Annotated in this window: 20 protein-coding genes and 1 pseudogene; 9 read left to right on the forward strand and 12 right to left on the reverse strand. The window is 72.3% G+C overall.

Going from position 1 to position 22,718, the window contains the following annotated elements:
* Positions 1 to 43 precede the first annotated feature (43 nt).
* From gcvP to NITAL_RS17300, 3 genes are all read left to right on the forward strand, one after another.
* Positions 44 to 3,058 (forward strand): aminomethyl-transferring glycine dehydrogenase, encoded by a 3,015-nt coding sequence (gcvP, locus tag NITAL_RS17290; protein ID WP_052667438.1) that lies wholly within the window; start codon positions 44 to 46, stop codon positions 3,056 to 3,058.
* A 263-nt stretch (positions 3,059 to 3,321) separates the two neighbouring features.
* Positions 3,322 to 4,887: an AAA family ATPase gene (locus NITAL_RS17295; RefSeq protein WP_052667439.1), complete on the forward strand. Its 1,566-nt coding sequence runs from the start codon at positions 3,322 to 3,324 to the stop codon at positions 4,885 to 4,887.
* Positions 4,888 to 4,958: 71 nt separating this feature from the next.
* Positions 4,959 to 5,690: an AAA family ATPase gene (locus NITAL_RS17300; RefSeq protein ID WP_052667440.1), complete on the forward strand. Its 732-nt coding sequence runs from the start codon at positions 4,959 to 4,961 to the stop codon at positions 5,688 to 5,690.
* A 55-nt stretch (positions 5,691 to 5,745) separates the two neighbouring features.
* On the opposite strand, the gene NITAL_RS17305 is transcribed toward NITAL_RS17300, so the two are convergent.
* Complete coding sequence (locus NITAL_RS17305) at positions 5,746 to 7,251, reverse strand: leucyl aminopeptidase (RefSeq protein WP_052667441.1); 1,506 nt, start codon at positions 7,249 to 7,251, stop codon at positions 5,746 to 5,748.
* Positions 7,252 to 7,349: 98 nt separating this feature from the next.
* Between NITAL_RS17305 and NITAL_RS17310 the strand changes: the two genes are divergently transcribed.
* Positions 7,350 to 7,937 carry a TetR/AcrR family transcriptional regulator gene (locus NITAL_RS17310; protein ID WP_052667442.1) on the forward strand — a complete coding sequence of 196 codons (588 nt, stop codon included), beginning with the start codon at positions 7,350 to 7,352 and terminating at the stop codon, positions 7,935 to 7,937.
* 18 nt (positions 7,938 to 7,955) lie between these two features.
* On the opposite strand, the gene NITAL_RS17315 is transcribed toward NITAL_RS17310, so the two are convergent.
* Complete coding sequence (locus tag NITAL_RS17315; RefSeq protein ID WP_157041914.1) at positions 7,956 to 10,145, reverse strand: class I SAM-dependent methyltransferase; 2,190 nt, start codon at positions 10,143 to 10,145, stop codon at positions 7,956 to 7,958.
* An 81-nt stretch (positions 10,146 to 10,226) separates the two neighbouring features.
* The gene (locus NITAL_RS17320; protein WP_052667444.1) at positions 10,227 to 11,126 is read right to left on the reverse strand and encodes an ABC transporter substrate-binding protein; all 900 of its coding nucleotides are present in this window, start codon (positions 11,124 to 11,126) and stop codon (positions 10,227 to 10,229) included.
* A 220-nt stretch (positions 11,127 to 11,346) separates the two neighbouring features.
* Here NITAL_RS17320 and NITAL_RS17325 point away from each other — a divergent pair, with 220 nt between their 5' ends.
* The 3 genes from NITAL_RS17325 to NITAL_RS17335 all read left to right on the forward strand — a co-directional run bounded on the left by NITAL_RS17325 (position 11,347) and on the right by NITAL_RS17335 (position 14,141).
* Complete coding sequence (locus NITAL_RS17325; protein ID WP_052667445.1) at positions 11,347 to 11,991, forward strand: RNA polymerase sigma factor; 645 nt, start codon at positions 11,347 to 11,349, stop codon at positions 11,989 to 11,991.
* Positions 11,975 to 12,958 carry a hypothetical protein gene (locus NITAL_RS27440; RefSeq protein ID WP_052667446.1) on the forward strand — a complete coding sequence of 328 codons (984 nt, stop codon included), beginning with the start codon at positions 11,975 to 11,977 and terminating at the stop codon, positions 12,956 to 12,958. The genes NITAL_RS17325 and NITAL_RS27440 overlap by 17 nt, the downstream gene beginning before the upstream one ends.
* A gap of 100 nt (positions 12,959 to 13,058) precedes the next feature.
* Positions 13,059 to 14,141, forward strand: a complete 1,083-nt coding sequence (locus NITAL_RS17335) for a helix-turn-helix transcriptional regulator (RefSeq protein WP_052667447.1) — start codon at positions 13,059 to 13,061, stop codon at positions 14,139 to 14,141.
* A gap of 42 nt (positions 14,142 to 14,183) precedes the next feature.
* On the opposite strand, the gene NITAL_RS17340 is transcribed toward NITAL_RS17335, so the two are convergent.
* Genes NITAL_RS17340 through NITAL_RS17350 form a run of 3 tightly spaced genes read right to left on the reverse strand, consistent with a single transcriptional unit; the run spans position 14,184 to position 16,739 of the window.
* Positions 14,184 to 14,915, reverse strand: a complete 732-nt coding sequence (locus tag NITAL_RS17340; RefSeq protein ID WP_052667448.1) for an ABC transporter permease — start codon at positions 14,913 to 14,915, stop codon at positions 14,184 to 14,186.
* Positions 14,916 to 14,928: 13 nt separating this feature from the next.
* Positions 14,929 to 15,621: an ABC transporter permease gene (locus NITAL_RS17345; RefSeq protein ID WP_052667449.1), complete on the reverse strand. Its 693-nt coding sequence runs from the start codon at positions 15,619 to 15,621 to the stop codon at positions 14,929 to 14,931.
* Positions 15,618 to 16,739, reverse strand: a complete 1,122-nt coding sequence (locus tag NITAL_RS17350) for an ATP-binding cassette domain-containing protein (RefSeq protein WP_052669764.1) — start codon at positions 16,737 to 16,739, stop codon at positions 15,618 to 15,620. The genes NITAL_RS17345 and NITAL_RS17350 overlap by 4 nt, the downstream gene beginning before the upstream one ends.
* Before the next feature lie 124 nt (positions 16,740 to 16,863).
* Here NITAL_RS17350 and NITAL_RS17355 point away from each other — a divergent pair, with 124 nt between their 5' ends.
* Complete coding sequence (locus tag NITAL_RS17355; protein ID WP_052667450.1) at positions 16,864 to 17,460, forward strand: hypothetical protein; 597 nt, start codon at positions 16,864 to 16,866, stop codon at positions 17,458 to 17,460.
* An 8-nt stretch (positions 17,461 to 17,468) separates the two neighbouring features.
* Here NITAL_RS17355 and NITAL_RS17360 read toward each other — a convergent pair whose 3' ends face one another.
* From NITAL_RS17360 to NITAL_RS17370, 4 genes and pseudogenes are all read right to left on the reverse strand, one after another.
* Entirely contained in the window at positions 17,469 to 18,650 is a 1,182-nt protein-coding gene (locus tag NITAL_RS17360; RefSeq protein ID WP_211262476.1) for a PAS domain-containing sensor histidine kinase, read from the reverse strand.
* Positions 18,651 to 18,967: 317 nt separating this feature from the next.
* Positions 18,968 to 19,579, reverse strand: coding sequence for a DUF4190 domain-containing protein (locus tag NITAL_RS17365; protein ID WP_245617684.1), 612 nt, complete (start codon positions 19,577 to 19,579; stop codon positions 18,968 to 18,970).
* A 57-nt stretch (positions 19,580 to 19,636) separates the two neighbouring features.
* Positions 19,637 to 19,750 (reverse strand): annotated as a pseudogene (locus tag NITAL_RS29625) (DUF2510 domain-containing protein); the annotation flags it as partial.
* Positions 19,751 to 19,818: 68 nt separating this feature from the next.
* A complete protein-coding gene (locus NITAL_RS17370) occupies positions 19,819 to 20,427 on the reverse strand; it encodes a hypothetical protein (RefSeq protein WP_052667453.1) in 609 nt (202 codons plus the stop codon).
* Positions 20,428 to 20,448: 21 nt separating this feature from the next.
* On the opposite strand from NITAL_RS17370, the gene NITAL_RS17375 reads away from it, so the two are divergent.
* The gene (locus NITAL_RS17375) at positions 20,449 to 21,054 is read left to right on the forward strand and encodes a hypothetical protein (RefSeq protein ID WP_052667454.1); all 606 of its coding nucleotides are present in this window, start codon (positions 20,449 to 20,451) and stop codon (positions 21,052 to 21,054) included.
* Positions 21,055 to 21,086: 32 nt separating this feature from the next.
* Here NITAL_RS17375 and NITAL_RS17380 read toward each other — a convergent pair whose 3' ends face one another.
* Complete coding sequence (locus tag NITAL_RS17380; protein WP_169786881.1) at positions 21,087 to 21,836, reverse strand: WecB/TagA/CpsF family glycosyltransferase; 750 nt, start codon at positions 21,834 to 21,836, stop codon at positions 21,087 to 21,089.
* A gap of 14 nt (positions 21,837 to 21,850) precedes the next feature.
* Positions 21,851 to 22,714 carry a hypothetical protein gene (locus NITAL_RS28145; RefSeq protein WP_052667456.1) on the reverse strand — a complete coding sequence of 288 codons (864 nt, stop codon included), beginning with the start codon at positions 22,712 to 22,714 and terminating at the stop codon, positions 21,851 to 21,853.
* Positions 22,715 to 22,718 lie beyond the last annotated feature (4 nt).

Raw genomic sequence — 22,718 nt, forward strand, 5'->3', positions numbered from 1 at the left:
GGCGGCGCACCGTACGCTCTCGCCACGCGACCCGGAGACGCACGTGGCAGGCCCCGAGGGCAGCTTCCAGGACCTCGCCGACGCCGGCGCCTTCGAGCGGCGCCACGTCGGGCCGAGCGGCGACGAGCAGGTCCGGATGCTGACCGCGCTCGGACTGTCGTCCACCACCGAGCTGTTGGACGTCGCGGTGCCGGCGTCGATCCGCCAGGAGGCCCCGCTCGACCTGCCGGCGGCCGTCGACGAGGCCGAGGTGCTGCGCCGGCTGCGCGCCCTGGCGGACCGAAACGTGGTCCGCCGCAGCCTCATCGGGACCGGCTACCACGGCACGGTCACGCCCGCGGTCCTGCGCCGCGGCGTGCTCGAGGACCCGGGCTGGTACACCGCCTACACCCCCTACCAGCCCGAGATCTCGCAGGGACGCCTGGAGGCGCTGCTGGTCTTCCAGACGATGGTGGCGGACCTGACCGGGTGCGAGCTCGCCGGCGCGTCCCTGCTGGACGAGGGCACCGCAGCGGCCGAGGGCATCCAGCTGTGCCGCCGCGCGACCCGGCGGCAGGGCGACGTGGTCGTGGTCGACCCCGCGTGCCACCCCCAGACCATCGCGGTGGTCGCCACCCGGGCCGAGCCGCTCGGGTGGGAGCTGGTGGTCGCCGATCCGCGGGACGAGGAGGCGTTCGCCACCCACGTCGCGGGCGATCCGGACCGCGTCGCCGCCGTCCTGCTCCAGCAGCCGACCACCGACGGGTCGCTGCCCGACGACACCGACCTCATCGCCCGCTGCCACGGACTCGACGTCCCGGTCGTGGTGGCCACCGACCTGCTCGCCTGCACGCTGGCCACCCCGCCGGGGGAGCAGGGGGCGGATGTCGTGGTCGGTTCGAGCCAGCGCTTCGGTGTCCCGCCGATGTCGGGAGGGCCGCACGCGGCCTTCCTCGCCACCCGCCACACGTGGGCCCGGCAGCTGCCCGGCCGCCTCGTCGGGGTGTCGAAGGACGCGGCGGGGCGGCCGGCCTACCGGCTCGCGCTCCAGACCCGCGAGCAGCACATCCGACGCGAACGAGCGACGTCGAACATCTGCACCTCGCAGGTGCTGCTCGCCGTGGTCGCCGGGCTGTACGCGGTCCACCACGGACCGGAGGGGCTGACCCGGATCGCCCGCCGCGTCCACCTGCTGACGGTCGTCCTGCGTGACCTGCTGGCGGCAGCCGACCTCGACGTCGGCCCACGCTCGTTCTTCGACACGCTGCGCGTGCGGACCTCGGCCGGTGCCGACGCCCTGCTCGAACGGGCCGTCGACGCCGGCTTCGAGCTGCGTCGGGTCGACGACCACGAGGTCGGGATCAGCCTCGACGAGACCGTCACCGCCAGCGACGTGGCCACCTTGGCGTCCGCGCTGACCGGCGCGTCGGTGACCGCGGACGAGGTGGCGGCGGCGGTCGACGCCCTGCTGGCGGGCGACGGGGACCGGTTGCCCGGCATCCCACCGGCGCAGCGGCGGACCACCTCGTTCCTGACCGACCCGCGTTTCAGCCGCTACCGGTCCGAGACCGACCTGATGCGCTGGCTGCGGTCCCTGAAGGCACGCGACGTCGCCCTCGACCGGTCGATGATCCCGCTCGGCTCGTGCACGATGAAGCTCAACGCGGCCGCCGAGATGGAGCCGATCACCTGGCCGGCCTTCGCCGACCCGCACCCGTTCCTGCCGCTGGACCGGGTCGAGGGCACCCGGCAGGTGGTCGCCGACCTGGAACGCTGGCTGGCCGAGATCACCGGCTACGACGCGGTGTCGTTGCAGCCGAACGCGGGCTCGCAGGGTGAACTGGCGGGCCTCCTGGCCATCCGCGGCTACCACCGGGGCCGCGGGGACCACGACCGGGACGTGTGCCTGATCCCGTCGTCCGCGCACGGCACCAACGCCGCCTCGGCGGTGATGGCCGGCATGCGGGTCGTGGTCGTGGCCTGCGACGACGACGGCAACGTCGACGTCGACGACCTCAAGGGCAAGGTCACCGAGCACGGGCCGCGGCTCGCGGCGCTGATGGTGACCTACCCGTCGACGCACGGGGTCTTCGAGGCCCGGATCGGTGAGGTCTGCGACCTCGTCCACGAGCACGGCGGGCAGGTCTACCTCGACGGGGCCAACCTCAACGCCCTGGTGGGGGTCGCGCGACCGGGCCGCTTCGGTGCCGACGTCAGCCACCTCAACCTCCACAAGACCTTCTGCATCCCCCACGGCGGCGGCGGGCCGGGGGTCGGTCCGGTGGCCTGCCGCGCCCACCTCGCGCCGTACCTGCCGACCCACCCGCTGGTCGAGGTCACCCGTCACGGCGAGGTTCCCGACGAGGACCGCACCGGTCCGGTCGCCTCGGCGCCGTGGGGCTCGGCGGGCATCCTGCCCATCTCCTGGGCGTACGTGGCGATGATGGGGCCGACAGGGCTCCGTCGCGCCACCGAGGTCGCGATCCTGAACGCCAACTACGTCGCCCACCGCCTGCGCGAGCACTTCCCGGTGCTCTACACCGGTGAGGGCGGGTTCGTGGCCCACGAGGTGATCGTGGACCTCCGCCCGTTGCAGGCCGCGACGGGCATCACCAACGAGGACGTCGCCAAGCGGCTGATCGACCTCGGGTTCCACGCCCCGACGATGTCGTTCCCCGTGGCCGGCACGCTGATGATCGAACCCACCGAGTCCGAGTCCCTGGCCGAGCTCGATCGGTTCTGCGACGCGATGGCGACCATCCGCGAGGAGATCGACGCGGTCGCCGCCGGGACCTGGCCGGCCGACGACAACCCGCTGGTGCGGGCGCCACACCCGGCCGAGGAGGTCCTGGCCGACGGGTGGGACCGGGCCTACCCGCGCGAGGTCGCGGCGTACCCGGGCCGGTGGGACCTGCCGGACGGGACCCGCCCGCGGGCCGACAAGTACTGGCCGCCGGTGGCCCGCATCGACAACGCGCACGGTGACCGCAACCTGGTGTGCGCCTGTCCGCCACCGGACGCCTTCGCCGACCCGGACCCGGGGGAGGGCGAGGGGACGCGAACCGACAGGAAGGGCTGACGGCCGGGGCCGGACCGGACGGTGGCCAGGTCAACGACCGAACGACCCCGTACATCGGGACCATGGTCACCTGCGGACCGGCGATCGCCGTGCGACCATGGCGGTCGGAGCGCGGGTGACGTGCTCCAGGCCCTTCCCATCGTCGGTGTCCCCCCGTCGTCGACGATGAACGCCTGGAGCGGCCCGCGCTCCGCGTCGTTCTGAGGCCGGTTCCCGGGCGGGCCGGGCTCAAGGTCGGGCCACGGACACGCCGATGAGGGGACGTGAACCCACCCACCGTGCTGGAACCTCCGTCGCTGTCCGCGACGGTGGCCCGTGGCGTCGAGCAGCTGGCTGCGGCGCTGGCGGGCGTGGTGGCCGACCCGTGGGCGGTGGCGCTCGTCGAGGTCGAGCAGCTGGTGGCCGCGTTCATCGACGCCGACCTGGTCCACGGCGATGCCGAGCTGCGTGGGTACCTCGCCGCGTTCGCGCCGCACCGGCCCGCGCTCGGACGCTTGACCCCCGAGGACCTGCGCCGCTCGGGCCTGCTGATTGGCCGCCGGGCCGCGCTGGCCGAGCCGTCCGAGACGTTCGTCGCGCTGTGCCGGGCCGATGCGGCCGACGGTGGTGACCGCGCCTGGCGGGCGCTGGTGACCGCCATGGACGTCGCGCACGACGTGGCGGCGCTCGACCTCGCCACATCGGAGGTGGAGCTCGACGCGGTCGCGCGGGCTCGTCACGTGCTGCTCGCGGCGATGGCCCGTCACGGTGCGAAACGTCCCGACGAACGGCGTGCCGACGGGGGCTTCTTCGGCGGGCCGCTGCACGAGGTCGTGGCCGCCGACGCCGCCACCCGGACCGTCGCACCACCGCGCCCGCCACCACCACCGCCGCCGGCGTCCCGCCCGTCCCCGCCGTCCCGCCCGTCCCGCCCGTCCAAGCCGTCGCCGTCGTCGTCCGCGTCCGCCGCACCGTTCGCGCACGTGCCGGCCGCGCAGGCGGACGACGAGGCAGCCACCGCACCGCCGGCGCACCGCCCGGTCGAGGAGGTGCTGGCCGACCTCGACCAGCTCATCGGCCTGGCCCCCGTGAAGGCCGAGGTGCAGCTGGTCACCGACCTGCTGCAGGTCCAGCGCCTGCGCGAGTCCCGCGGCCTGCCCGTCGTCGGCGGGTCGCGGCACCTGGTCTTCACCGGCAACCCGGGCACCGGCAAGACCACCGTGGCACGCCTCCTGGCCGAGATCTACGCCGCGCTCGGCGTCGTCAGCCGCGGCCACCTGGTCGAGACCGATCGCAGCGGCCTGGTCGCCGGGTACGTGGGGCAGACGGCCGAACGCACCCGCGAGGTCGTCGAGGAAGCCCTCGACGGTGTGCTGCTGGTCGACGAGGCCTACACCCTGGCCCGCGGCAGCGACGACCGCGACTTCGGACGTGAGGCGATCGACACGCTGGTCAAGCTGATGGAGGACCACCGGGACCGTCTCGTCGTGGTGGTCACCGGCTACCCCGAGGAGATGGCCGACCTGCTGGCCGCCAACCCCGGCCTGACCTCCCGGTTCCCCCGGACGATCCACTTCCCCGACCACACCGACGGCGAGCTGCTCGAGGTTGCCCGGCACGTGGCGCGGGCTGGTTCCTACCGCCTCGATGCGGACGCCGAGGTGGCCCTCGCCGACCACCTCGCGTCGGTGCCGCGTGACCGCGGGTTCGGCAATGCCCGGCTCGTGCGCAACGTCTTCGAGGCGGCGGTGGCCCAGCAGGCCTCACGCCTGGTCCGGGTGCCGGCGCCGACCGACGAGCAGCTCATCACCCTGACCGCCGCGGACATCGTGGCCGCGACCCGCGGCTGACGTCGACCTGAGTTCAGCGGGTGTGCATCGCCAACAGCTTGGTGGTGGACTCGGGTCGATAGCGTGCGGTCATGCGTGGTGGTGGATGGCTCCGGGCGATCGGGCTCGACCTCGACAAGGTCGTTGACCGGGACGTCTACCCGTACACGCTCCGGGCCGTCCAGGCGTTGGAGGACGAGGTCACGCTCGATCCGGCGGTCACGTTCCTGGTCGGTGAGAACGGCAGCGGCAAGTCCACCCTCATCGAGGCGCTCGCCGTCGCCGCCGGTTTCAACGCCGAGGGTGGTAGCCGCAACTTCAACTTCGAGACCCGGAGCTCGACGTCACCGCTGCACGAGTCTCTGCGGGTCATCCGCGACGTGCGGCGGCCCTCCACCGGCTTCTTCTTGCGTGCCGAGAGCTTCTTCAACGTCGCGACCCAGGTGGAGGAACTCGGGCCCGAGGTCGCCCAGGCGTACGGAGATCGCGGCCTGCACGAGCAGTCTCACGGGGAGTCGTTCCTCTCCCTGGCGCTTCACCGGTTCGGGCCGAACGGGCTGTACCTGTTGGACGAACCTGAGGCCGCGCTGTCCCCACAGGGATGTCTGGCACTGCTTCGCCGCATCCACGATCTGGTCGACGAGGGTGGCCAGTTCATCATCGCGACCCATTCACCGCTGCTCATGGCCTACCCGTACGCGACGATCTACGAGCTCGACGACCGAGGGCTCGAGGCGGCCAGCTACGACGGAACCCGACACGTCTCCCTCTACCGCGCGTTCCTCGCCTCGCCAGAAGCCTTCCTCCGCCACCTCCTGGAGTAACGACGCCCACGAGGGTGCGGTGGTCACAACGCCTGCAGGCACCCGAGGGGAGCGGTCAGCTGCCGACGCCCTCGAGCCAGCGCAGCAGCGTGCGGACCGGCACACCCGTGCCGTGCTTCGGCTGGTGGTAGCGGTCCTCCTCCTGCCACGACGGGCCGGCGATGTCGAGGTGGACCCACGGGGTGCCGTCGACGAACTCGCGCAGGAACAGACCGGCCATCGTGGCCCCGGCCTCGTCGCCACGACCGAGGTTCTCGAGGTCGGCGACGTCGGAGTCGAGGTTGTCGCGCAGGTCCTCCCACAGCGGCAGGTGCCACATGGCTTCGCCGGCGGACTCGCCGGCGGCCAGCAGTTGGCGCAGCAGATCGTCGTCGTTGGCGAAGACCGCGGTGGCCCGGGGTCCGAGGGCGCGGATGGCCGCGCCGGTCAGCGTCGCGACGTCCACGATCGCGTCGACGTCGTCCTCGGCGGCCAGCACCAGCCCGTCGGCCAGCACCAGCCGTCCCTCGGCGTCGGTGTTCATCACCTCGACGGTCGTGCCGCCGCGGATGGTGATGACGTCGGAGGGGCGCTGGGCGTCGCCGGACGGCATGTTCTCGGCGATGCACAGCTCGCCGGTGACCTCGATCGGGACGCGGAGCTCGGACAGGGCGGTGAACACGGCCAGGATGGCGGCCGCGCCGCCCATGTCGCTCTTCATGGCGTCCATGATGTTGGAGGGACGCTTGAGGGAGATGCCACCGGTGTCGAAGGTGATGCCCTTGCCGACGAGGGCGATGCGGGCGAGCGGGTCCGGCGGGCTCCACCGCAGACGCACCAGCCGCGGAGGACGGGCCGAACCGCGCCCCACCGCCAGGATCCCGCCGCAACGTTCCTCGGCCAGCCGGTCCTCGTCCCACACCTCGACCTCGACGTCGGCCGGGACGATGGCGCGGGCCACCTCGGCGAACTCGACCGGACCCATCCGGTCGGGCGGGCAGGTCACGAGGTCGCGCGCCACGTACTGCGCTCGAGCGTGGACGGTGGCCAGGTGCACGGCCCGGCGGCCCGCGTCCAGCTCGGCCGAGGTGGCCAGCAGGGTGATGGTCCGAAGCGCCTGGGGTTCGCGCGTCGATCGTGCCTCGTCGTAACGGTAGGCCCCGAGGAGGGCGCCCTCGGCGGCGGCGCGTACCCCGCCGGGTCCGACCGACACCAGGGACAGCGAGGTCGCGATGGTCTGGCACCGCGGTGCGAGGGCGCGGGCGGCGGAGCCGGCGGCGCGGCGCACGGTCTCCTCGGTCAGCGCATCGAGGCGGCCGAGCCCGACGAGGGTGACCTGCCCGGCCGCGATCCCCGGCGCGGCGAGGTGCAGCAGCTCGCCGACCTTGCCGCGGAAGGACGCGTCCCGGGGGACGTCGTCGATGCCGAGCGCACCGAGGACGGCGTCGGTCCCCGGCCCCTCGATCCCACCACGGAACACCGGGACCACCAGCGCATCGACGTCGAGATCGAGCAGGTCACCGGCGGCGACGGTCACCTCCGGCATCGCGGTGGCGGGCAGTGGCAGCGTCGAGCGGTCCACGGGGCACCTGACGGGTCGGGGAGGCGGTCCGCCGAGCCTAACGGTGTCGCGGCGTAGACTGCCGCGGCGGTGCCACCGCGGTCACGTCAGGAGCTCGGATGAGCAGCGAGGACACCCGGCTCCGCATCCTCGATGCGGCGCTGACGGTGATGAGCCGGTACGGCCTCGCGCGTCTGGCCCTCGAGGACGTCGCTCGCGAGGCGGGGGTGTCACGGCAGACCGTCTACCGGTACGTGGGCAGCCGCGACGGGCTGATCAGCGACACGATCGTCCGCGAGGAGCAGGCGTTCTTCGACCGGATGCGCGAGGCAGCGGCCGAGCACGACCGGCTCCGTCCCGCGCTGGAGGCGTCCATCGCGGCGGCCCTGCGCCTCGCGCGCGAGCACCCGCTGCTCGACCGGCTGCTGGCCACCGAGCCCGAGGCGCTGCTGCCGTTCCTGACCGATGGGTCCGGCCCGGTGCTGTCGGCAGCGCGGCCGGTCGTCATCGAGGTGCTCGGCCGGTTCGTGCCGCACCTGTCGGCCGCCGACCTCGCTCGAACGGCGGACGCCGCGTCCCGCCTGATCGTCAGCTACGCCATCTCGCCAGCCGAGGAGCCGGTCGAGGAGCTGGCGGCGGGGCTGGCGGCGATGATGGCCGACGGGGTGGACGCCGGGGTGGATGCCGGCGTCAGCCTCCGGCCGTAGCGCCGAGATCCCGCGCGGTCAGCGGCGGACCACCGACCACAGGTCGCTGCGTTGGTCGGTCCACGGGCGCGGCTGGTCGTCGACGTCCTCCCACCCGAGGTCGCGCAGGGCGTCGAGACGGCCGTCGGGTGGTGCCAGCGCCACCCACAGGGCGGCCGATGCCCGTTCGTCGGCCTCGCCGAACCGGACCACGAGGTCGAGGCCGAGCGCCTCGGCCGCACCCGCGGCCACCGGCAGCAGGCGCAGGTAGCGGTTGGACAGGTGCAGGGCGAGCACCCCGTCGTCGGTCAGCGCCGGCAGGAACCCCTCGACCGCCTCGACCGTCAGCAGGTGGACGGGGATGCTGTCGGAGCTGAACGCGTCGATGGCCAGCAGCCCGTAGCGGCCCTGCACGTCGGCCACGGTCAGCCGCCCGTCGCCGAGGACCACCTCGACGTTGGCGGCGCTGTCGCCCAGGTAGGTGAACCGCTCCCACGCGATCGGCACGACCGCCGGGTCGATCTCGTGGAAGACCACCCGTTGGTCGGACCGCCCGTAGCTGGCGATCGCGCCGGTGCCGAGTCCGACCACCCCGATGTCGCCACGGTCGCCGAAGACGGTGTCGAGGTCGCCGACCGGACCCGACCGGGCGTAGTAGGTCAGCGGCTCGCGACGTTCCTCGGGGGTGGACAGGTCCTGGGCGCCGTGGGTGGTGGTGCCGTGCATCAGCACGACGTGGTCGGCGTCGCTCTGGACCCGGTGGACCCCGAAGAAGGTCCGCTCGACCAGGTCGGCGCGGGCGATCTGGGTCAGGCCGGGCAACAGGGCGACGCAGGTGACCCCGATGGCGATCGCACCACCCTGGGTCGTGGGCAGGGCGACCAGCACCACGGCGGCCACCAGGGTGACGATCGACACCCATCGCTCCATGCCGCCGATCGCCGACAGCAGGAACAGCGTGGCCGGGACGAGGGCGATGACCATCCCGACGGGCACCCGAACCGCGGGAGACCAGGTGGCGGCCCCTCGCAGCGGGCTGCGCCGGTCGACCACCAGCCACACCAACGCGGCGACGATCAGCCCGTGCTCGAAGACCACGGGCAACAGCAGCGGCGCCAGGATGCCGTTGGCCACCCCACCGAGGGCCCCGCCGACCGCCAGCAGGACGTAGAAGCGGGTCAGCTGCGTCGGCGGGGGCCGGTCCGCGGACAGGCGCCCGTGGGCGACCAGACCGGTGACGGCGACGAGGCCGAGCTGCACGGCGATCGCGCCGGTGACCCCCGCCAGGCCCGTCGTCACGGTCAGGGCGGCCACCGCCACCGGGACGGCCAGCCACGTGGCGACGCGGGTCGCCGGCACGCTCCACCGGCCGAACGCGACCACGAACGTGGCCAGGTAGATCGCCAGCGGCAGGACCCACAGCATCGGCACGGCCGCGATGTCGGTCGACAGGTACGACGAGACCGCCAACATCGCGCTGGAGGGCACGAAGGCGAGCGCGATCCACCGCGCAGCCCGCCGGCGGCCCACCGGTGGGCTCGGCTCCGGACGCAGGGTGCGTGCTGCGCCGTCGCCCGGGGGGTCATCGGCCCGGTGTCGGGTCGCCACGACCGCGCAGGCGCCGACGAGGACGAGGGCCGCGGCGTAGCCGACCGTCCACCAGCGTGCCTGGGCCGTGACCGACAGGACCCGCTCGAGGAGGAACGGGTAGGCGAGCAGGCCGCCGATGGAGCCGACGTTGCCGGCCGCGTACAGCACGTAGGGGTCACCGGCGTGCGGGTGGTCGGTCCAGGAGAACCAGCGTTGCAGGAGCGGTCCCGACGTCGCGAGCAGGACGAACGGGGCGGCGACCCCGATCGTCAGGGCGGCGAGCAGTTCGAGCGACGGTGCCAGGCCATCACGCCCCGAGGGCGCCACGGTCAGGGCGATCGGCAGCAGGGCCACCGGCAGGGCGAGCAGCACCACGTGGACCCACGGTTGCCGCCGTCGGTCGAGGCGTGTGGTCGCCACGTGGCTGTAGCCGTAGCCGACGAGCAGGGCCACCTGGAAGAACAGCATCGAGGTGGTCCACACCTGCGGTGAGCCGCCGAAGGCGGGCAGCACCATCCGCGTGACCATCGGCTGGACCACGAACAGCAGGCTCGCGGTCAACACCGAGGTCGCCGCGAACAGCACGAGGACGCTGCGCCGGGCCGGGGGGTCGGGCGGTGCGATGTCGACGGCAGGCACCGCCGTGGTCCCCGAGCTCATCGTCACGCCCCCGTCGTCGGTCTCGCCGGTCGGAAGGGTACGGCCGGGGAAGACCGGACGTCAGCCGATGAGCCCGTTGGTCTCCAGCCACTCCCGGGCGACGTCGCGCGGCTCGCGCTGCTCGAGCTCGACCTGGGCGTTGAGGTCGATCAGGTCCTCCTCGGTGAGGGCGGCGCTGATCGCGTCGAGGATGCCGAGCACCTCCTCGCCGTGGGTGTCGATCACGTCCTGACGCAGGACCGGCACGATGTTCTGGGGCAGCTGCAGCTGCTGGTCGTCCTCGAGCATGACGAAGTCGTTGGCGCCCACGACCGACTGGGTGGTGAACAGGTTGGCGCCGTCGACCTCGCCGGCGTTCAGGGCCTCGACGGTGATGGGGCCGCCGGAGTCGAGCGAGACGAACTCGATGTTGGTCAGCCCGTACACGTCGGTGTAGCCCACGAAGCAGCTGATGCGCTCCTCGCACTCGGGGCCGCCGCCGAAGCGGAAGGTGCCCGGGAAGTCGGCGATGTCGGAGATCGTGACGAGGCCGTGCTCCTCGGCGGTCTCGCGGGTCACGGCCAGCCCGTCGACGTCCTGGGCGGGGGAGTACTGGCCAGCGATGAGGCCGTCGGCCTCGAGCTCGGCGACCAGCGCGTCGTAGACCTCCTGCTCGTCGCGCAGCTCGGTGTCGCCCTCGCCCTGGGTGAACAGGAAGGCGTTGCCGGTGTACTCGGGGACGAGGTCGAGCTCGCCGTCGACCACGGCCGGGAAGGTGTTCTCGCGCGAACCGATGCTCTGGCGCACCTCGACCTCGATGCCGGCGTCCTCGAGGGCCAGCCCGTAGATCTGAGCGAGGATGTTGGACTCGGCGAAGTCGTTGGCGCCGATGGTGACGGTGTCCCCACCATCCCCGCAGCCGGACGCGACCAGCGCGACGGCGGCGACGACGGGCAGGGTGAGGCTTCGCGGGATGCGCATGGGGTGGATCCTCGAGGACGGGGCGGTCATGGTCGCCCTGGCTGGCGATGGGCCGGCTGTCGGCCTGCGACCGCGGTCGTAGGTATGACCCTAGGCCACGCGTGAGTCCGTCACAGGTCCCCGAGGCGGATGGGTCGCCGACCGGAACGCGCCCGTTACGCTCGGTCGGCTCGTCCGGGACGGGGACGGGCGCAGCCACCGCGTGTGACGAGGGGGCCCGGTGCAGCAGCCCGGTCGACACCAGCCGCTCGACGACCTGGTCGACGGCGTGCGCCGCGGGGACCGGGACGCCATCGCCGCGGTCTACCTCGAGGTGGCGCCTGGGCTGCGGGGGTTCCTGCTGCGGCGGGTGCGGCACGGCGGGGTGGCCGACGACCTGGTCGAGCAGACCTTCGTGGAGCTGATCGAGGGGTGCGCCACGATCCGGGGCGATGGCACGGCGCTGCGCGCCTGGCTCTACCGCGCGGCCCGCAACAACCTGAACGACTGGCGGAAACGGGCTGACCGCCGCGCCGACCACGAACTGACCGCACAGCACCAGGCGTCGCTCCACGAGGCGGGCCCCGATCCGGGCCAGCAGGTCGTGGACGCGTCCGTGGACCCGCGCATCGTGCGTGCTCTCGGTCAGCTGACCGCCGAGCAGCGCGAGGTGGTCGAACTGCGGTTGGTCGCCGGGCTGCCGATCGCGGACGTCGCTGCGTTGATCGAGCGAACCCCCGGGGCCGTCAAGCTCCTCCAGCACCGGGCGGTCCGACGGCTCGCCAGCCTGCTCACCGAGGACGTGGGACCGGGACCCGTAACCTCCCCGCCCTCTGGCTCGCCTACCGGTGGTGAGGCAGGAGGCCCCGATGACCGACGACCGTGACCGCACCCCAGAGGCTCCCGGGTCCGACGACCTGGGCGACCTGACCGACCTGACCGCCGCCGGCGAGCTGGACGGCCTGGTCGACGACGTGCTGGCCGGCCGGGCGCAGCCGGCGGGCGCCGACCCCGAGGTCCTCACCTCGCTGCACCGGGTCCGGGCCCTCGACCAGGAACCGTTGCCCGCGGCGACGCGTGACCGCCACCTGGTGAGCATCCGGACGCACGGCCCCGTGGGCGTCCGGCGGCCGTCCCGTCGGCCGCGTCGGCGCCTCGTGGCGGTCGGGACGGCGACGGCCCTGCTCGTCTTCGGAAGCGGCGGCGCGGTCGCTGCGGCGCAGGCCGCCCAACCCGACGCGCTGCTGTACGGGTTGAAGCGCACCTCCGAGCAGGTGTGGCTCAACGTGCCCCGCGGGTCGGACGGAGCAGCCGAGGTGCACCTGGCCCTGGCTGCCCGCCGGATCGATGAGGCCCGTCAGGCGCCCGAGCACGCGGAGCGGCTGGTCGCCGAGGGGCTGGAGAACGTCGAGGCGGCCGCCGAGGAGCGTCCGGAGGAGGCGATCCGGAGCTTCGAGCGGCTCCTCGGTGATGGCGCCGACCGTCTGCCGGACGAGGCCTCGCCGGTGGCCCGGGCGGCGCTGCACCGCAACTGCGTGCGCATCGCCGGCAAGCACGGGCTGAGCGCCGATGGTTGTGGCGCTGCACCGGACGTCGAGCACCCCGGTCGAGGTCACGGTCTCGGCCAGGGCGGCGGTGGCCGGCCGGACGCGCCGGGGCAGGGTCGGGGTCAGGGCCTCGGCCAGGAGCGCGGAGAGGGCAACGCCAGGGACGGGAAGGCCGGGGACGGCCCGCGGGGCTGGGGCCCCGGCGGCCGACCCGACGGTGCCGTCGGCCCACCGCCCGGCACCCCCGGTCACGAGCGTGACCGCGGGCCCGACCTCGACGAGGCGGACCCCGACGTGCAGGAGTGACCCCCGCAGGTGGGGGATGGTCACCGGTGCCCCACAGGTCTACGCTCGACCGCGGGGATGGACGGGCCCCCCGGCTCGTTCGCGGCAGGGGAGCTGGCCGGTGGGCATCCGTTCGTTCACACAGGCGCGGGACCGGTTGATCGCGGTGGGCGAGGCCGACGCATCACCCGACGAGGTGTGCGCGGCGATGGTGGCCGCGTTCCACACCGTGGCCCGGTTCGACTGGGCCGCGTTGATGACCGTCGATCCGTCGACGTTGCTCCCGTCGGGCGGCATCGTGGAGGGGTTCACGCCCGACGACTGCGTCCCGTTCTGGGACAACGAGCTGCTCGACGCCGACTTCATCAAGTTCGCCGACCTCGCCCGCAGGGCCGACCCGGTCGCGACGCTGGCGGAGGCGGTCGACGGTGACCTCGAACGCAGCCCCCGCTACCGCAAGCTCTACCGCGTCATCGGCGTGGCCGACGAGCTGCGCATCTCGTTCGTGGCCGGGCCGTCGTGCATCGCGGTGGGTGACCTGGTCCGGGCCTCCGCCGATGGGCCGTTCACGCCGGAGGAGCTCACCGACGTCCGGGCGCTGGTCCCGATCGCCACCAGGGTGCTGCGCGAGTCGCTCGGCCGGGTGCAGGTGCACACCAGCGCGCAGGCGCCGGTGGTGATCGTGCTGGACGCCGCCGGGGAGGTCACGGCGATGAGCGCGGGCGCCCAGCCGATCCTCGAAGACCTGCGGGTCAACGACGTGGACGGGGACTTCCCCGGGGTGGTGCAGGCCGCCGCGACCAAGGCCCGGTGGGGGCCGGAACCGTCCAACCTGACGACCCGGTTGCGTGGCCGCAGCGGCCGGTGGTTGCGCCTGCACGTCTCGCCGGTCGAGGGCGACGCCGGCGCGGTGATGCTCACCGTCGAGCACGCCCGGCCCGACGACCTCATGTCGATCCTGCTGGACTCCTACGGGCTGACCGCCCGTGAGACCGAGATCGTCCTGCGGTTGTGCCGCGGCCTGACCAGCAAGGAGATCGCGGCCGAGCTGATGATCTCGGCCCACACCGTCCGGGACCACACCAAGGCCATCTACGAGAAGGCAGGCGTCAACAGCCGCGGTGCCCTGGTCGCCGGTCTGTTCTCCGACCACGTGCTCGACCGCTTCCACGGTTCGGTCCAGCACCTCGCCCTCGCCGACTGACGGGAAGCGATCGCCGCCGGCGGTCGACCGCCGTCCCTCAGGTCAGACGGCGCGGCCGGTCGCCGCGGTGACGGTGACCACGTCGTCGTCGGCCCGGGCCCGCAGGCCCTTTGGGACCACCAGACGTTCGATCCCGTCGATGAGCCGTTCGGTGGCCACCGCCAGCAGCGCGATGAGGATGATGCCGGCGTACATCACCCCGTAGTTGCGTGACCCGAACCCGTCGATGACGAAGCGGCCGAAGCCGCCCCCGGCGGCCAACGCTCCGATCGGGGCGGTGGCGACCACCTGCACCGCGGCGATGCGGATGGCGGTGAAGATGACGGGGGAGGCGACGGGCAGTTCGACCTCGCGCAGCAGTTGGCGGTCGTCGTAGCCCATCCCGCGGGCGGCCTCGACCAGGACCCGGTCGACGTTCTTGACGGCGGTGTAGCTGTTGGTGAACAGCGGGTGCAGCGCGAGGAAGAACAGCGCGAACACCGTCGGCCAGTAGCTGATGCCGAGGCCGAGGACGCGCACCGACAGGATGAGGCCGAACACCAGCAGCGCGAGGGTGGGGATGGCCCGGCCGACGTTGGCGATGGCGGTGCCGATCGCCTGGCCGCGACGGTGGTGGCCGGCCAGCACGCCGGCGGGGATGGCCACCAGCATCGCGGCGATCAGCGGCGGGAGGCTGACCTGGATGTGCTCGACGAGGCGCACCAGCACGCCACGGCTGCCGGTCCAGTTGGACCAGTCCGCCAGGAAGCGAAGAGCGTCGATGATGGGTTCCACGGTGCGCCTCCTCTCAGGCCGCGCTGCGGCGGGACCAGGGCGTCAAGGCCCGTTCGAGCAGCAGCAGGAGGGCATCGGCGATGAGCGCCAGGGCCATCGGTGCCAGCGCGCCGACCAGGAGCTTGGGCAGGTAGAGGTTGGAGCGCAGCCCGTCGAAGATGAAGAACCCGAACCCGCCGTACCCGATCAGGCCCGTGATGGTGACCAGGCCGATGGTGGTCACCGTCGCGATGCGGATCCCGGCGATGATGACCGGCAGGGCGAGGGGCAGCTGGACCTCCAGGAACAGACGGTTGCGTTCGTAGCCCTGCCCCTCGGCGGCCTCGACGACGTCGGCGGGCACCCCCTCGAGGCCGACGATGATGTTGCGGAACAGGAACAGCAACGTGTACAGCGTCAGCCCCACGACGGCGGTGGTCGTGGTCAACCCGAAGTAGGGCCGCAGGATCGGGAACAGCGCGATCGACGGGATGGTGAACACGATCCCGGTCGCCATGGTGATCGGTCGGTAGGCCCACCGGTAGCGCATCGCGATGATCGCCAGCACGATCGAGATGGCCAGCCCGAAGCCGATGGACATGCCGGTCAGCTGCAGGTGTTCGACGCCGCGACGCACGATCGCGTCGGTGTTGCGGCTGAGCCACTCGCCGGCGGGCACGCCGTCCTGCGCGAGCCACAGCCACGTGGTGAGGATCTCCAGGCTCACGCGGCGGCCGGCGTCCCGGAGCTGCCCGTGATCTCCGCGGTGAGGTCCGACAGCTGCAGCATGCCGAGGTAGCGGTCGGCCTCGTCGAACACCGCGCTGACGCCGGTCGAGGACCGCACCATCGCGTCGAGGGCCTCACGGAGCGTCGAGTCCCGTGTGGTCGCGACTCGGAAGCGGCGGGTCTCGACCTCGCCGGCGCGCGGCACCCCGCGCAGGTCGTCGAGCCACGCCCACCCGCGCAGGTCCTCGCCGTCGAGGATGCCGCACCAGTCCACCCCGTAGGCCTCCGCGACCGCGACCGCGTGGTCGCCGGTGTCGTCGGCGGTGACGGTCGCGCCGCGTGGCAGCTCACCGAGGTCGCCGACGCAGCGCAGCGCCAGGCGCTTGAGGCCCCGTTCGCCGCCGAGGAAGTCCTCGACGAAGCCGTTGGCCGGGTCGCGCAGGATCGTCTCGGGGGTGTCGAACTGCTCCAGCTTGCCGCCGATGTTGAGGATCGCGATGCGGTCACCGAGGCGGATGGCCTCGTCGATGTCGTGGGTGACGAACACGATGGTCTTGTGCAGGTCGCGTTGCAGCTCGAGCAGCTGGTCCTGCAGCCGGCCGCGCACGACCGGGTCGACCGCACCGTACGGCTCGTCCATGAGCAGGACCGGAGGGTCGGCCGCCAGGGCCCGGGCCACACCGACACGCTGCCGCTGCCCGCCGGACAGCTCGCCGGGGTAACGGGTCTTCATGGCGGGGTCGAGGTCCATCAGCTCGAGCAGCTCGTCGACCCGGGCTGCGGTGCGGTCCTCGTCCCAGCCGAGCAGCCGCGGAACGGTGGCCACGTTGCGTTCGATGGTGCGGTGCGGGAACAGCCCGATCTGCTGGATCACGTAGCCGATGTCGCGCCGGACCAGGTGTGCCGGCCGCGACAGCACGTCCTCGCCGCCGATGGTGATCGTCCCGGACGTCGGCTCGACGATGCGGTTGATCATCTTCAGGGTCGTGGTCTTCCCACAACCGGACGGGCCGACGAAGACCACCAGCTCACCTTCGGGGATGGCCAGGCTCAGCTGGTCCACCGCGGGCTGGTCGCTGCCGGGGAACACCTTGGTGGCGGCGTCGAGGCGGATCATCGGTTCGCCCACGGTGGGCCTCCTCCGTCGTGGCGCGAGCCTAGGCGGCTGTCCGGATGGTCCGCGGGGGCCGGACGGGCCGCTCGGTAGGGTGCGTATCCGGACCCGTGACCTGGAGGGATGGGTGTCCGAACAGGCGCCTGACCCTGGCTCGCCCCCGGTGACCACGTTGACCGAGCTCGAGTCGGTCCTCGACGGGGCGGCCCTGCTCGGCCTCGAGCTCGACACCCGCTACCGGGTCCTGGCCGCCACCCTCGAACCGACGCCCGACCGCTACCCGTGGCGCAGCGGTGTGGGTGGCGTCGAGGTCGTGGATCGACGGGTCCAGGTGCTGGTCGCACCGGTGTCGACCATCCTCGGCTCGCTGCGACGTCGGGTGCCGACGGACGAGGGTGGACGGACCGAGGTCTACACCTTCAGCGACGAGCAGCTGGTCGACGTGGTCTCGGCGTTCGACGGCGCACCGGTCGCCACGCCGCTGTTCGGTCAGCCCGAGCCACGTCCCGGCACCTGGGCGCCCGAGTGGTCGCTCGAGGGCCGGTCCACGGCCGGGGACGGGGTGACCCACACCTTCACGGTGTCGGTCCGTCACGACGACGACGCCGGCGAGCTGGCCCTCGACCTCTTCGTCCGGTTCGACGAGGTCCACGTCAAGGACCCGTTCGGGACCGAGCTGTTCGCCTCCGCGCCGCCGGACCCGCTGGACCTCGGCACGGGGTGACCTGACGGTCAGGCGGGGACCTCGACGGGCAGCTCCACGATCAGGTGGGCCCCGCGGCTGACCGGTTCGGCCCATGCTCGACCGCCGTGGAGGCGGGCGAACTCGGCGACCAGGGCGAGACCCATGCCGCTGCCGGCGCTCGCGCCCGCCGAGTCGCCCCGCCAGAAGGGTTCGAAGACCCGTTCCAGGGACGTGGTCGGGATGCCTGGCCCCTGGTCGCGGACACCGATGCGCACGCACCGGCGGTCGGCGTCGATGGTGACGCAGACGGCACCCTCGGGGGCGTACTTGTCGGCGTTCTCGAGCAGGTTGCGCACCACGTGCTGGAGCTGGCCGGCGTCGGCCTGCAGGTGCACCTCGTCGGGAGCGACCAGGCTGACGCGATCGCTGGCGGGCGAGGCGTCGATCACCTCCTGCACGAGGGCGACCAGCTCGACCGGGTCGAGGACCGCGGTGAGCTGTCCGCGACTGAGCCGGTCGACGTCGAGCAGTTCGGCGATGACCCGCGACAGCCGCTGTGTCTGGTCGACCACGAGGGTCTCGAGCTCGGCCACCTCGTCGGCGGGGAGCTGGTGCCAGTCTGAGCCCAACGTGTCGACGGCGCCCTGGATCAGCGTGACCGGCGTGCGCAGCTCATGGGAGACGGCCGACAGGTAGGTGTCCTTGCGGCGTTCGCGTTCCCGGAGCTCGGCGACGGTGGCCCGCTCATCATCGAGCTCGGCGCGGAGCTCGACCGCGCGACGTGCCGTCTCGAGCTGCTGCTGCACGCGGTCGGTGAGGTCGCGGCCCGACGCGTAGACGTGCGGTCCGGGACCGAGGGTCATCGACCAGCTCAGCCACCGCCACTCGTGGTCGGCGGTGGTCCAGCGCGTGGTCAGGTCGTGCACCGTCCGGCCGGCGCGGGCCTCGTCGAACGCGGCACGGGCCCGGTCGAGGTCGTCCTCGTGGACCAGGTCGAGGAACGGGTAGCCGACCAGCTCGTGGCGGGTCCAGCCGAGCACCGACCGCCAGGCCTGGTTGGTCGAGGTGATCACGCCCTGAAGGTCGGTGATGCAGGCCAGGTCCGGCGAGGCAGCCGCGAAGCTGTGCAGGCCGTCGGCGGTCGACAGCGTCGCGGTGCGGGCGAGGTCGTTCTGGTCGACGGGCAGGCGGTCGTCCACGTCGGCATCCCTGCCGAGCTGGGTCGTCAACTCGGACGTGGTTCCACGGTACGCGACCGTTCTGATCGGGCACCGGCAGACGGCCACGGTCGGGCGCCAGGCAGCGTTCGGGGCGCCCGTCGGCCGGGCGGCCACCGCACTAGCCCATCCGCTCCAGCCCCTCCGAACCGGTGTGCTAACGCTCCGCATCCGGGCGGCCACCGGGCGGCGTGGGGCGCTCGCCGATCGGGGTGCCCACGCCGTGCGTGGGGGGGGGAGCGACGAGATGATGGCAGCACCGACGCGCGCCACCGGTGGGCCCTCCAGCCGCGGGCGGACCGTCGTCCTGACGCGACGCCCTCGGCAGGTCAGCCGCAGGGCACGTAGACGATGCCGGCTGCGCGCGAGTCGTACCAGGTCACTGCGCCGGTCCGATCAGCAGCTTCGAGGCAGTAGCCGGTGTCGTCGGACGAGAGCACCGTGACGTCGACATCGGGGGCGCTGGTGAACCCCGGGATGGCCGCTTCGATCGGCGTGCCGTTGCCCGGCGGGTAGGTGCCAGCCGTGGTGTAGGCCGTCTCCATCTCGATGGCGGCAATGCGGAGCTCCCACTGGACCGCCGCGGTGTTGGCCCGCTCGCTCTGCTCGAGGAAGACCGGGATCGCGACGGCTGCGAACACCGGAGCGCCGAGGAAGCTGATGCCGCCGAGCACGATCCCGATGATGGCCATCGCCTGGTGGCCGCCGGTCACCTTGCGCCGCAGCGCCATGGTGCCGGTGATGATGGCAGCGAGCGACCCGACCCAGAACAGCCAGACCACCCCGCAGACGAGGCTGGCGATGGCCAGCGTCCCGCCGTCACCGCGTGTGTCGCTCGAAGCTCCCGCGGAGGCCGCCGGCTGGGCCGACCAGACCCCGTTCCCGAAGCCTGGCGCCGCCGCAGACGAGTGGGTCTGCGGAACGGGCGGGGGCGTGGGCACGGCCGTGGGCACGGCCGTGGGAGGCGCTGTGGGGGCAGCGAAGACCGGCTCCGGTGTCAGGAGCCGCGTGTGCTCGGTCCACCCTTCCCCGTCCCACCACCGCTGGTGCTGTGACGACGACGGATCCTCGTACCAAGCTGCGACCGGTCCGGACATGCGGCTACCCCCCATCAGGCTGTTGGGTGAACCATCGGCACGCCGCAGAGAAACTGAACCCCAGGCGAGCGATGGGTATGGGGCTATTCCGCGGCATCGCCTCGAAGGTCATCTGCGCCCTGCGTCGTCCTGGTCCGATCACCGAGGGCCGCGGAGGTCCGAAGACCACGAGCCATCCGCGCGATGGCGGCGTCGGGGACGATCTCACGGGGGAACACGCTGACCAGGGGCGTGGCACGTATGCGCATGAAGACGAAGCGCCGACCGATTGATACCGAGCTGAGGGCTTCGTACGAGATCCTGCTGGCGATGTCGGGCGTGTCGACGATGAACGCGGCGTCGCCGAAGTAGGACCGGACGACCGTCCCGGTGCTCAGGCCGATGCGCGCGTTCCGCAGCGTGCGCGTGTACACGATCAGCATGATGATGAGGATGCCGAGCACGGTGGTGACGAAGCCGAGTACGGCGGCGGCCGTCCATACGGTGCTCACCGCGGCCGTCGCGACCTTCCCACCGAGGATGAGGTAGTGGAGCAGGGTGCCGAGGACGTACATGCCTGCGTAGGCGATCCACGTCCGAGGTTGGCGGTGGAAGTAGCCGAGGAAGGCCCCGGCCATCGCGTTCGCCGTGTCCCGCTGCGCGATGAACTCGTGCTCGTACTGGATCTGTCCGAAGCCGTCCACCACGACCAAGCCCCCGTCCCCGAAGGGGACGTGTACCTGCAGTTCGGGTTCGTGCAGTTCCGGGTCGACCCCGCCGACGTGCCGAGGATGATCCGCGACGCGACGGCACGCCGCCTGGCGTCCACGCTCGCGCTCACCCGTATCGGCCCTGACGGCTCCGTGCACCGGATGTCGGTCGGGAACCTCGGTCACGTCGTCTACGAGCTGGTCGACCCCGCCCAGGAGCGCGTCGCGACCGCGCAACGTTTGAGCGAGGTGCTGGTCGACCACGCGCCGATGCTTGAGTACGGGCTCGTCCGCCTCGGGCTGACACCGATGGTGGGGTGGCACCGGTTGGTCGACCATCTGCTGCCGCGCCTCCCCCATAGGCGTGGTAGCTACAGCCGTAGGGTTCGCCACCTCGAGCCCTCGCGGGTCCCCGATGCCTACGGCATCCAACTGCTGTCCGACCAGCACCTCGCAGGCGGTCCTGACCTCACCGGTTGGGAGGTCGGTCAGGTCACCGAGGGCATGTACCTGGTCACCGCCCCTGACCTTCATGCCTGGTTCGATCACGACCAGCCCGACGAGGGCACCCTCGAACGAGCACGGCAGAACTTCGCGCCCTTGATCCTCACCAGTAGCGACCTGTCGTAGCGTCCCGTCGGATGCGGACGACCGAAGGTGGCTCAGGCCCGGCGTCGATCCCGGTCCCGTCGGCGGCGCCTACCAGCGATCGCTGTGCGGGGCAGGATCCGGAGGATCGTCACTGCTCCGCGGGTGTACCGCGGCACGAGATCGCGGGGCCGCTGGGACATCCGGTACATCCACTCGAGGCCGACACGGCGAGCCCAGCCCGGGGCGCGGCGCTCGTCGCCCACGATGTGCCCGAACCAGCCGCCTGCGGTCAGGTAGACCGCCGGCGGTAGCTGGTCGCGATGCTGGTCGTACCAGAGCACCTCGTAGGGGGTACCGAGCCCGACGAACACGAGGTCCGGTCGTTGCTCGCGGAGCTGTCGGGTGACCGGTTCCCACGCTGGGGGGAACCCGTCACTGACCATGACCACGTCGATGGCGTGTCGGTCGACGAGGCGCTCGGCCGCCCGCTCGGCCAGGCCGCCCGGTCCGCCGATCAGCGCCACGCGAGGTCGGACGGACAGCGCGTCGAGGAGTTCGTGGCCCGAATCGGTCATGGGGCACCGTTGGATGTGTTCAGCGCCGGCGACGCGCCCCAGCAACTCGACCGAGATGCCATCGGCGTACGCCAGACAGTCGGGCGCGGACAGGGCCCCGACGTAGCGCGCGTTGTTGCGTTCCAGCAGGCCCGACACGTGTACACACGCGATCAACCTCGGGATCGCGGTGCCGATCAGCGAGGCCGCGGTGGCGACGACGCGGTCTCGCTCGACGTCAGCGATCGGGATGCCAGCGACAGGCACGGTGGGAAGCCGGATCACCAGCCCTGCCGCCGCTTCCTTGCGACCTGGATCGCGCGCGTCACGGTTGCCACCGGCCGTCCGAGCAGACGGCGTGTACCCGTCCACCCCAGGATCCTCCGAAGCTCCTCGGGTTCGCGACGGTAGGCGTGGCCGAGTTCCTCCTCGGCCAGCTGGCGTGCAACGGCACCCGCGACCGCGCCCTCGAACATGGCTGGCCAACGCTGCCGGCGCTCCTCCCGGACGGCTTCCGGATCGAGGCCGCTCAGGGCCATCGGTTCGCCGTGGATCTCGATCTCCTTGCCGAGGTAGCCGGCGTACCACATGGCGGTGCCGAGGTCGTTGGAGACCACCCGTTGGTGATCTGCGACCTCGGCCACCAAGCGATCGAGGAAGGTCTCATCCGTCCGGTGACCGTGGGAGATGACGCGGAACCCGGCTCGGGCGTAGACCTCGCGAACGTCAGGGTCCTGGTACTCCAGCCAGTAGAGGCAGACCGTCGTCGAAGCGGTGCCCTCCCGTTCAGCGAGGTCGTGGGCGTACCGTGCGTGGCCCCCCGTGGCCTCGTGCAGCTCCCAGGCGTGGAAGGGGTAGGCCATGGTGCCGCGTTGGGGCGAGGTCGTAGGGGAGCGGTCCGCCGCCGCGAGGTAGACGAAGGGGGCTCCGATAGCGGTTGCGTTCAACCTCCGTTCACGTGCTGCGAGAAGGTTGCGGCGGTTCCAGACCAGGGCGGGCACCGGCCTCGGCGGGTCCCTCGGCGTGAACCCCGTCCCCGTGTTGAACCCGTGCTGGAGGTACCCCCAGATGGGCAACTGGTCCTGCACACCGGCCCACCGAGCGAGGGCACGAGCGTGCCCGTAGTAGGCGTTCTGGAGGTGCATCCCG

Source organism: Nitriliruptor alkaliphilus DSM 45188 (genome assembly GCF_000969705.1).
Classification (GTDB): Bacteria; Actinomycetota; Nitriliruptoria; order Nitriliruptorales; family Nitriliruptoraceae; genus Nitriliruptor; species Nitriliruptor alkaliphilus.